This is a genomic window from Acinetobacter populi (genome assembly GCF_002174125.1).
Classification (GTDB): domain Bacteria; phylum Pseudomonadota; class Gammaproteobacteria; order Pseudomonadales; family Moraxellaceae; genus Acinetobacter; species Acinetobacter populi.
In genome coordinates, this window is record NZ_NEXX01000011.1 from 1 (window position 1) to 12,061 (window position 12,061).

At 38.9% G+C, this 12,061-nt stretch carries 6 protein-coding genes; all 6 read right to left on the reverse strand.

Annotation, left to right across the window (positions count from 1 at the left end; all coding sequences use genetic code 11):
• On the reverse strand, positions 1 to 1,504 hold a 1,504-nt coding region (locus CAP51_RS17055; RefSeq protein WP_281249302.1), incomplete at its 3' end, for an ESPR-type extended signal peptide-containing protein.
• A 751-nt stretch (positions 1,505 to 2,255) separates the two neighbouring features.
• A complete protein-coding gene (locus CAP51_RS17060; protein ID WP_087621968.1) occupies positions 2,256 to 3,446 on the reverse strand; it encodes an HlyD family type I secretion periplasmic adaptor subunit in 1,191 nt (396 codons plus the stop codon).
• A complete protein-coding gene (locus tag CAP51_RS17065; protein WP_087621969.1) occupies positions 3,443 to 5,578 on the reverse strand; it encodes a type I secretion system permease/ATPase in 2,136 nt (711 codons plus the stop codon). The genes CAP51_RS17060 and CAP51_RS17065 overlap by 4 nt, the downstream gene beginning before the upstream one ends.
• Complete coding sequence (locus CAP51_RS17070) at positions 5,575 to 7,095, reverse strand: TolC family protein (RefSeq protein WP_087621970.1); 1,521 nt, start codon at positions 7,093 to 7,095, stop codon at positions 5,575 to 5,577. The genes CAP51_RS17065 and CAP51_RS17070 overlap by 4 nt, the downstream gene beginning before the upstream one ends.
• 138 nt (positions 7,096 to 7,233) lie before the next feature.
• A complete protein-coding gene (locus tag CAP51_RS17075) occupies positions 7,234 to 8,322 on the reverse strand; it encodes a tetratricopeptide repeat-containing glycosyltransferase (RefSeq protein ID WP_087621971.1) in 1,089 nt (362 codons plus the stop codon).
• Between the two features lie 97 nt (positions 8,323 to 8,419).
• Positions 8,420 to 12,061 (reverse strand): BapA/Bap/LapF family large adhesin (locus CAP51_RS17080; protein ID WP_140404457.1); only part of this gene is annotated, 3,642 nt, incomplete at its 5' end.

A 12,061-nucleotide genomic window follows, 5' to 3' on the forward strand; every position in this document is an offset into this window, starting at 1 on the left:
CTGTCGCAAAGTCTGCTGTACCCAATGTGGTATTGCTCAAACCGGTAATTGTACCTGTCGTGCCATCCAGCGTAATCGGACTACCTGAAGCATCACCTACCGTTACAGTATTGAAATTCACATCGTCGGCTGTCGCTACTGTATAAATAGTTTGACCATCTGCACCCACATCAGATGTGACTGTGATGTTCTTGCCTTCCTCGACTTCGGTCTTTGATGCTTTTAGTGCATCCCCCACATTATTATAGGTATTTCCACTAATATTATAAGTAGGCACACTGACTGCGCCTGTAGTGGAACTATATGTTGAACCGCCACCTAATGCTGTTGCTGTATCCGTTCCTTGTTTATCAGTAAGTACTTTTTGCTGTTTTAATTGCGCTACAGTAACTGCATCAGAATCTGCTGAACCATCTGCCAGATTCTGAATACGACGTTTTTCCGTATTCGATCCTACTGAAATTACACCAGCAACATTTGATAATGCTTGGTTTGTTAAATAACCTGTACCAGAAGCAGTAGTTGCAATTGATCCTTTACCGATTGCTGCACTGTTTGCGGCATTCACTTGGGCATTCATCCCGATAGAGACACCACCTTCTAGAGTGGATTTCGCTCCATCACCAATTGCCACACTATTATCCAGTGTTGCTTCTGCACCTGTGCCTATTGCTACTGATTTGGTACCGGTGGCCTTTGAGAATGCGCCAATTGCTAAAGCATTATCTTTTGTTGCCTGAGCACCACCACCAAATGCAATAGAATCTTGACCTTCCGATAGCGTCTGTCCAGTCGTTTGATATACAACACCAGCTTGATCACCCGTGCTAGATGCATTATCAATATCTGGAGAACCTATCGCTATGGAGCGATATCCTGTGGCAGTTGCCGAATGACCAATAGCTAAAGTACCTTTACCTGTTGCAGCAGCGACATTTCCTATAGCCTGTGCAAAATCACCTGTTGCAGCAGATTGTCGACCTAACGCCAACGAAGTATTCCCAGAAGACAATGCAGCAGGACCAATTGCAATAGCTGCAACATTTGTACTTTGCGCTCTTGAACCTAAAGCTACAGCAAGGCCTGTATTGGCAATACTATTTGATCCAATAGATACGGAACCATTGCTCGCATAACTATTATTACCTAATGCGATGTTATAAGCAGTCGGCGCACTAGGAAGATTAGTATTATAAGGATTCTCTCGATCATAAAAATTGCTACCCGCCTCAGCAGCCTGAGCACTACAACCAATAGCAATTCCATTTGCAGCAGCATTCGCTTGAGTACTACCCGTACAGCTTGAAATTGCTGTTCCAGCACCTGTACCACCACCTGTCCCAGTTTCAGCAAAAACATTCGGTGCAAATACAATTGCCCCAGCGACTGTAATTACTGAACCAATAGTCTTTGTTTTGCTTTTTGTTTTCCCCTTTGCCATTTCAGAAACAGCAACCCAGGCCCCCAAACTCGCATTCCATATAACACGGTATATCTTATTCATTACAGCATCTCCATGGAGTTCATTTTTGTCAAAAAATTGTCACAACCCAGAGAGAAAGTGCTCTTATTTTGACAAAAGTTAAATTTTGTAAAATATATCACATTTTCAAGAAACAAAAAGATATAAAATATACAACTATAGAATAATAAATATTCGATTTACGTTATGACTACTTATAATTTTGTTCAATTATGACAAATAAAGTCACTTTTAGCTTTTTTATTTTAGATATACTTAATTAAATCTAAAATTTTGTATTTTACTTATACAATTTAATCATATTTATGAATGATAAATGGATATTCATATAAGAATTTTTCATAAAAAATAGATCAATCCACCATTATTTTTAACTATAAAGATAGAGAATTTACTTCTATGCAATATTTCTAACTAGAATGTGTAGTTATTTCACTTTGATATGACAAATATTGTATGTTATGTAGAGTACTTAAACATTTTTAACAACAGGTCTAACTATAGATAACAAATCTAATGCTATAAGTGAAAGAAATTAGACCAAAATACGATCAATAATGCTTGTAAATACCAGATTGTTAAAATAGATTATAATTCCATAAAGGCTCGATACTTATAAATCATCATATACAATTGATTTTATAAAAAATTTTAAACGAAAAGATATTTGACAAAAAATGTCATATAGAATTATTATAGGATAGTTATCTTATATCACTTGATCAAAAATGCTCTAATAAATCTCAGCCACTTAATTATTGATTAATAGTCATTAGCGCTCTCTCAATGCTTCTTTCGCCTTATTAAAAGGTTTGATCAAATAATCGAGTATGGTTTTCTGACCGGTACGAATGTCCACGGTAGCTACCATACCGGGCGTAATCGGAAATTCTTTGTCTTCTTTGTTTACTAGCTTATCTGAATCGGTACGAATATAAACACGATAATAAAATTGATCCTGTTTTACTTCATCACGAATGGTATCTGGTGAAATCACTGTGACTTTACCATTTAAACCACCATAAATTGCATAATCATAGGCTGTAATTTTAACCAGTGCGTCCTGTCCCGGATGAATAAAAGCAATATCCCGAGGAGAAATTCTCGCTTCAATCAATAGTTGTTCATCGAGAGGTACTATGGTCATCAATTTACCATTTTGCGGAACAACCCCACCCAAGGTCATTACATCAATCTCTTTAATCACGCCTCGTACCGGCGCTTTAAATACAGTCCGACTCAAGGTATCCGATTTTCCTTTAACCACTTGTTGTTGTGTTTCGACATCGGTATTTGCTTTGGACAATTCTTCACGAGCTTTAACATAATATTGGTTACGAATATCATTCATTTGATTTTGTAAATCATTTGCCTGACGTTTGAGTCGTAATACTTCCACCTCACTGGCAGCACCTTTGGTGACCAATGGTTCGGTCATACGCAATTCCTGTTGCACCAGTTGTAAAGCCTGTTGTAAGCCTGCAACCGATTCCTGCAAATTTGCTCGACGCGTATTGTAAAGTTGAGTCTGTTCATGCACCAACTGCGGATCTTTTTTAACAATTTCAGGAAATTGCAAAGGTGTACCATTGACTTCTGCACGAAGGCGAGCAGTTGTTGCCAGTGAAGAAGTAAGTAATGACTGTGATTCACCCACATTCGAAGCAAAGCGGGTCGGATCAAGTTGGGCTAATACTTGTCCTTTCTCCACAATATCACCTTCTTTTACATCCAGTTTCGTTAGAATTCCACCTTCCAGCGATTGAATAATCTGTTCTTTAGACGATGCGATGACTTTACCTGTACCTGTAGACACCTCTTCAAGTTTAAACAAAGCTGCCCAAATAAAGAATATCAATAAACCTAAGCCAATAATCCAAATCACCAGACTAGATTTTGGTAAGGGTGGTTCCACAAATTTAGCTCGGGCTGGACGTTTTAATTCTGATAGATTATTGCTCATTGTGATGTTCCTTCCGATGGATTATTTTTATGTATAGATTGATTGAGAACTTGATCACGAGGACCATCCATTACAATTTTGCCATCATTCATAATGATAATTCGATCTACCAATGCCAGTACTGCCCGGCGATGGGTGGCAATAACTAAAGTTCGGTGTCCCATCCAGTTGTTTAAATGATCAATAAATTGTTTTTCTGCCACATCATCAATTGAAGCAGTGGGTTCATCAAGTAATACAATATTTGGTTGACGAATCAATAGTCTGGCTAACAATAATGCTTGTCGCTGTCCACCGGAAAAACCGACCCCACCTTCTAATATTAAATGATCCAATCCTTCTTTCTTATCTTGCACAAATGCCCAGGCACCTGTCATTTGTAAAGCCTTGATAACATCATCATCACTAGCTAATGGTGCGCCAAGAGTTAAATTTTCACGAACTGTACCATAGAATAAATGCGCATTCTGATTAAGTAACCCCATATCACGTCTTACATCAGCAGGATCAATCAAGGATAAATCGAGACCATCAAGATAAATTTTGCCTTGCTGCGGTACATGCATTCCTGCAAGTAATTGCAATAATGTCGATTTACCTGCCCCATTACGTCCCAGAATTGCAATTTTCTCCCCGGCTTTAATCTCAAGTTTGGCAATCGCTACACTTGGTTTGGCATCCTCTTCATTATATTTAAACAAAACGCCATTGAGCTGATAATCCCCCACCAATACCGAACGATGAACCAGATGGGCGTGATCAGGTTGATCAACCGGTTTTTTCATCAATTCGTCCAGACTATTTTTTGCAACTTTTGCTTGTTGTAGACGACCGAGCACACCAGTAATTTGTGCAATCGGTGCCAGCATTCGCGAAGACAAAATTGAACAGGCTACTAATGCACCCGTGGTCATATCACCTTTCATTACGGCAAAACAACCTACCAAAACGACAATAGCATACGTCAGACCCTGAATTTTTTGTGTCCATGCCCCAATTACACCAACGATTTTACGTTGTCGCATACTGATGTCTGCGGAAACTTCATTCATGTGATTCCATTGATTCTGAAATCGTGATTCGGCACGCAGCAGTTTAATATCTTCAATCCCTTGTACTGCTTCAACCAAAATGGCATTACGAATCGAAGATTCACGCATCCCTTCTTGTGCCAGTTTCGCCAATGATTTCTGCACCAAAAGCGCAGGAATAATCATCAGAGGTACAACAAGCAGCATCACCCAGAATAAATTACCACCAATTACCCAGAACACTGCTAAAAACAGAAAGAAAAACGGTAAATCCGCAATAGCACTAATTGTAGTCGAAGTGACTAATTCCCTTACACCTTCCAGTTCCCGAATCTGTGAAATAAATGTTCCAGTAGATTTGGATCGTTCACTATTTTTTATACGTAGGGCATGACCAAATACACGATCTGAAATGCGTAAATCTGCACGTTTACCAATAATGTCTGATAAATAAATACGTGCTACACGCAAGCTAAATTCAAATATTGCGGCAATCAGTACACCACCAGCCAATACCCATAACGTAGGGATCGACTGCGACGGCACCACCCGATCATAAACCTGCATGGAAAAGACAATGGTTGCCAAAGCCAAAATGTTTGCAATCAAAGAAGCAAACATAATGTCGATATAACGCTTCCAATCCCTTAAAACAATCGACCAGAACCAGCTTTTTTCATATGGTTTGATGTACTCATCAATACGTGCATCCGGTACCGAAGTTTCTGGCCGCAAAATATATACAGATTCAATGACCTGTTGCAGATCTGACAAACCAAAACTTTGTGACAGGCCCTGATCACCACTCATCTGGAGACTAATATTTCCGGCAGAGTCAGCTTTATCCACCACACCAACCTGTCCATCCTTAAAGACCACCATTACAGGTAAACGCCAGGGATTTAACATATCAGCAGAAAATTCCGTTTTACGGACATTCAGTCCTATTTGCCGACTGATTGTGCCAATCATTTCCTCTGGATTCTGATTTTTATTCCAATCCAGTTGTAAACGGATACGCTCTTCAGACACCTCTATACGATAATGCTTGGCGACCAGTAAAATTGCCTGTAAATAGGGCTGATAATTCATTGTCGTCATGGCTGAACCTCAAATCCCTGAATAGATAATTGATTAAGATGATATACATCACGGGAACGGCCTGTTGTTGCGATAAGCTGAATCAGGCTTGCATAAATATCGTAACGTGTATTTTCAATGTCCATATTGGCACTATGAATAGACTGTTCGGCATTCAGCAAATCAACCACTGTCCGTGTGCCCAATTTATATTGCTCTTGATACAGCTCTTTTGTTCGAGTAGTCGTCGCCTGTCTGGCTACCAAAACCTGCATTTGACGCTGCATATGTTGTACTTGTTCTTCTGTCATACGAATTTGTTCCAGAATATCCAGATAGCTATTTTGTACTTTGGCTTTTGCTGCTTCTTCCGCATAACTCGCGGCACGACTTTGTGCCCCAATCGCGCCACCCTGGAAAAAGTTACTGCTGGCTTCCAACTTGACAGCACTATATAAGCCATTGTCTTTATTATTATTAGGATTAATCCCATTTACTGCCTGACTTAAACTACCCACGACATTTAAGGTCGGATAGCGACTAAGCTCCGTTTGCCTTTTCTGAATTTTTGCCACATTCACTTCTGCCTGAGCCGATATAATTCCGGGAATCGTGTTAAATTCTGGCGCCTGATAAATTCTGGAATCTTTAACCAAACTTTCAGGTATTTGCCAATCCACCTTACTCACATCAAACCCTAGTAATGTACGCAGTTTTTGTTGATATTGTCGGAGTTGAGTTTGCTGGACAATTAAATTGGACTGGGCAGATTCAAGATAAGATTGTGCCTGCACAGGATCGGCCTGACTACTAATCCCGGCATTTGCTCGTAAATCGGCAATTTCTGCAATTTTTGCAATACCGGCAATCTGTTGTTCGGCAATCCGACAGACTTCCTCGTAACGCTTTAAATTTACAATGGCATTGGCAACTTCCAGACTAATATCATCTATTGCTACCAGAACTTCTGCCTGTTGCAATGCCAGTTTTGCCTGTTGTAGATCAACACTTGACTTGGTTTTTCCAAAATCATAAACCATCTGAGTTGCATTTAAATTCAGTAATTGTTGTCCCCGTTCTCCAGATGTCATATCCCCTGTAGAAATACCGCCTGACAATTGCGGATAATACGCAGCTTTGGCGACATCAATGCTGGCATTTTGAGAGGCAAGACTGGCAATATTCTGGCTAATTTCAGGATGGCGCTGTACGGCAATTTTAATTGCCTCAGATAAGTTCAATGATCTTGAAAATGCACTGGCTGGATTTACAGCCAATACTGCGCTTTGTGAATCACCACTAGATTGCAAGCCAATCACAGGAAGATCATCATATTTCGAGGTATCGACATCAAAATTAGAGAGTTGTTTTAGATCCACTGTCTTAAATTGATCATCAGATTTTGGACTAAACCAATTCTCCAGATTTTTTTTCACCAAACTTGCAGTCTCCTGAACAGATGCTGCATAAAGCAATGGCATATAAAAAGCACATATTAAATACAAAATTGTCTTTATTAATAAATACCGTTTATTCATTATTTAGTTCCATAAAAATATTATTTATATAAAATTACAGCCATAACTTTTAATATATTAAACTGTTTTATATAACTTCCCCCTTATTCAATTCACTTCCCAATCAAATGTAATTAATTGATTTTTTAAAACAATATTTCAGTCATTATAAAATTTTTTATTCGCCAAAATACGATCTCTGGAAGATTTTGGAAATTTATTTTCCCGGATCAATTGATCCATCGCATTTTTGCCTATAACTTTATAGATTGAACAATAAGTTGCCGAAACAGACATTTCATCTAATACTCGCCAATCATAAACACTCCCATCGACAAATAATGTGTCATTAGGTCTAGGAATATCTATTGCTTGTTTGGCAAAATAACATGCAAGATCAAATTCCTTTCGGGTTCTATAAAATCTGGCAAGTTCATATAAAGGTTCTGCACGTTGCTGTCTAGCAATCCAGCTTTGCAAATATTCTTTTAAAATTAATTCACTTGATAAGTTTAAACGTTCAGCCATTTGTGCAGCACGAAATTGAGCCGTCCAGCGTTCTTCTTCCCAACCACCTGCACTTGCTCTTTTTAAATAGAATTCTCGGCTTTTTTCTAAAAATCCCGCATCACGATAACTTTGTGCCAAATAAAAAAGATAACGCAAATTTTCAGGTTCATCTCTCAGGCCCTCTTCAAGTAAAGCAATATCTTTAAGATAAGTATCTTTAGTTTTTGCCCGTGCACCATCATGTCTGACAAAAATATTTATTCCCTCCAAAGTATGCCATTTATGCGGTAAGGAAGAGTCTAAATATTCATGTATTACGCCTTTCCACTGCCAAGGTAATTTTGTGGAAACCATCGCATTACGTCGATAACGTAAATTGCCATAAATCACTGAAAAATAATAAGCAGATGCAGCCAGCTCGGGAAAATGAAATCCATCATCTATGATTAATGTTTCATCGGCATCAATAAATAATAGATAGTCTGCAAATGATAAGTCATCAGTTAAGGCAAGTTGTATAGCTTCAGTACGGTTAAAACCAAAATTTTTCCAAGGACGTTCAAATAATTTTCCCGGTATATCCTGCATAAAAGATTGAATAATTTGTTGTGTTCCATCAGTAGATCCTGTATCTACAATCACCCATGAATCAATCCATGGCTTTACCGATGCCAAACATCTTAAAATAACATGTGCTTCATTTTTTACGATCATATTCAACCGGATATGACTCTTCATTAATATAAACCTTTATTCATTTCCATTCAGTTTTAAAAGGGCATTCTATAAATGGTCCTCATAAAATGCCCTTTTTCCTTAATTATATTCTAATCGATTAAAATATAATTTGGTTGTTTTCCAATAAGGTTTGAAGTAAATCGGTTGAGTAACTCACATTATCCAACTTCAATAACTCCGCTGACTGATGAACTGAATTCGCTCCATCACGATCAATATTAATGACTGCTTTACCATCATCACTTTCTGAAACAGTAATATATTCATCAATATTTGCTGATGTTTGATTACCATCTAATAATGCAGAAATGTTAATTTTATCGGCTTCATTGTCACTACTTACGTTACCAACATGGAAGTCCGTCCAGATATCTGTACCATTACCGCCTGTTGCATCATTTGCATTAAGTAGCGTATAAATCAAGCTATCTGCACCAGCTGCCATACTAAAAGTATCATTACCGGCAGAACTTTCAACACTATCTGCATAAAGCGAAGCTGACACAGTTTTACCGACATTAATTTCCAACGTTGCAGTTTCTTTTGTTCCAGTTACTGAAGTTGTAGTATAAGTGAATGTTTCGATTCCAAAGCCTACACCGTTTCCAGTATAGGTATAGCTGCCATCTTTCTCCAGAATTAGTACTCCATACAAACCATTAATACTGACCGAATCTGCACCTTTGTTGGCATCATTTACATACAGTTCATAACGACCAACGCTTAAGGTATCAATCAAACTCGTATCACCATCGTTACCTAACAAATTACCTGTCACATTAGGGGTACTATCAACTTTGAAAGCGTTCAATAAGGTTTCTTTCACTGTTATATCAGTTGATACAGTAAATTCACCATTATTGTCAGGAGTTGTATCTATGATTGTAGAAGTAGCTGTCGTTTCATTAACAACATTAATAATAACTCGATATTCTCCTGCCACCAGATTAATGATATTTGCCGTTACTTCAAATGTATCATCAGCCAAAATACCATTATTCTTACGTACTAACTCGCCACTAATAACAGGATTATTATCTGCATCAAGTATTTGATAGCTTGAAATTAAATTACCCCAATCATCATTATTTAATAGTGCACCATTCAATGCTGCAACAATCTTTAATGTACCATTTGCAACCGCATTTTCATTCACAGTGAATGTTTCTGTAATGCTATAAGTATTGGTAATTTCTGCTGTATAAGTAGTTACAGGAATTACCCCTGATGTCTCAGAAGTCACAACCTTATTCCCAATAGCTGCTGCTTCATTAATATCAACTTTAGCAATATCAGTAGTGATCAGATTGCTTTGTACAACCTGAACCGCATTACTATCATCTATTGCCTGATGTGTTGCAATTCTGATATTTAGCACATCAACGGAGGCCTTACCTTCCGCATCTTGAGTAACCAGATTAAAGCGATCAACTTCGCCATATGGTGGAGTCCAGCCTGTTGTATCTTGTGGCACAGTTAAAGTATAGGTATAGGTACCATTAGCTTGGATTGTTAAGGTACCATAACTACCTAAAACTGTAGTTTCTTCATTTTCAACCACATCCTCACCATTAACTTTCACTATAGTATCTTCAGTGGCATCACCACTAATACTACCTTCAAAAGTCGTTGGAGTATTGTAATCTACAACTTTGTCATGATCGACATATAATCCTGCACCTGAAGCTACAGCAACAGCTGCGTTACTGACCAAAATTGCTCGATAATCACCTTCACCAAAGCTCAGTGTTAATGGATCAGATACCCCAGCAAAAAGTACAGCACTAAACCAATTATCTTCAAAATGTACCTGAACATAATTATTTGTCGCTTCATCTAATTTATATACATACAAATCATATGTTGCAGCAATTGTAATACCACCAGCACTACCATGGAGTGTCAGTTCACGAACCTGATTTTCACCCACAGAGAATGACATGACACCATTTCCACCTAATGCATCTGCACTAAGAATTGGATCAAGTAATCCTAGCTCAAGCACTTTAAAACCAACAGCATTTTCAATTTGCGAATTAGCAGTATCAATAATCGTTGCTGGCTCTGCTGTAACAATAACGGTATTATCAATTTGGACGCTATCTATATCCGAAACAATATTGAGTTCAATATTAAGCTGTGCTGTAGACGTATTACCTTCTGGTGACATCACGGTATAAGTAAAACTGTCGACTGATCCAAATTCACGGAAGTCTTCATTCACTTCATAGCTATAGTCACCATTCGCAGAGATCGTCAATACACCGTGTGGTGTCGTGATAGTAGCTCCCACATCAGAATCTACTGCATAATCCACACCATCATAGCTAACATTAATAATACTCGAACCTTGTGGCACGTAGTCACTGCCATGTGACACATCATCATCAGTGATCACATTGCCTAAGGTTGTACCAGAAACATTTGTCGCCTGTGTATAGTCATATACAGTATCGGCAGTAAACCGCAATGTATATCCAGTTGCAACTGCAAGACCTTCGCCATTTGCAAGGGCAAATATCCAATTACCGTCATCTAATACATAAGTACGTTCCTCAGATTGAGCACCCAAGAATCCTCCATACCAGTTTTCAACAAATTCTTGTTGTTCCCATTCGCCAGTGGTTTCATTGAGTTTGTATACATACAAATCCATCGTACCAACAAAAATACCGCCTGCATCGGCATAGAATGTCACCTCTCGTGTCGTACCTTCCTCCACTGTAACCTGTGCCGATGATTCAATAACATTTTCGAGTACATCCGCCGCAAGTACAGGTCCTAAACCAACTGAAACAAGACTAAAGCCTGTTTTATTTAACGCTGCCGGTGTATCGTTTTCGATTGTAAGTGGTGTGACATTCAATACTGCCTGAACATCATTATCCGCAGCAGCTATAATTAAATCAGCATTAATAATTAAAGTTTCAGTTACAATACCCACATTACCTGCTGTATCGGTTGCGGTTACTATCACCTGATGCCCACCATTTGCAAGTATCGGTAACATATCATTAGCCAGCGTCCATGTACCATCACCATTGTTTTGTGCAGTGTAATCAACACCATTTACGGTCAATTTTATCGTCGCGGTTGGATCATCAATTGTACCGTTTAGCGCAGGTGTACTATCTTCAGTCGTCAAACTTCCTGCATCAATCGTGACAACTGGAGCAATGGTATCAACCACAGCTTCTACATCTATAGTAGCTGAAACATTGCCGGCTGCATCAGTGAGTGTAACAACAACTTCAAGTGCTTCGCCTTCTGCTGCTGTATCAACTTTTACAACAACCTCGCCTGCAATAATGTCTTCTGCACTCAGCACAGTGTCTTCACCATTGACTGTCAGGGTATCTCCCGCAACAGCATCGGCTGGCAAACCAACGGTTACATCAACCTTACCATCTGCATCAATTTCTTCTGCGTTGATAAAGCCATCTCCATTGCCAATCGCCACTGTCGGTGCTGATGGCGCAGTAGTATCAACGATTGCTGTTCCTGTCACAGCGCTTGATGGATTGCCGGCTGCATCAGTGAGTGTAACAACAACTTCAAGTGCTTCGCCTTCTGCTGCTGCATCAACTTTTACAACAACCTCGCCTGCAATAATGTCTTCTGCACTCAGCACAGTGTCTTCACCATTGACTGTCAGGGTATCTCCCGCAACAGCATCGGCTGGCAAACCAACGGTTACATCAACCTTACCATCTGCATCAATTTCTTCTGCGTTGATAAA

Excerpts from the sequence above, each read along its gene's own strand:
- CAP51_RS17075 (WP_087621971.1), bottom strand. The coding sequence starts at position 8,322 with ATGAAGAGTCATATCCGGTTGAATATGATCGTAAAAAATGAAGCACAT.
- CAP51_RS17070 (WP_087621970.1), bottom strand. The coding sequence starts at position 7,095 with ATGAATAAACGGTATTTATTAATAAAGACAATTTTGTATTTAATATGT.
- CAP51_RS17060 (WP_087621968.1), bottom strand. The coding sequence starts at position 3,446 with ATGAGCAATAATCTATCAGAATTAAAACGTCCAGCCCGAGCTAAATTT.
- CAP51_RS17065 (WP_087621969.1), bottom strand. The coding sequence starts at position 5,578 with ATGACGACAATGAATTATCAGCCCTATTTACAGGCAATTTTACTGGTC.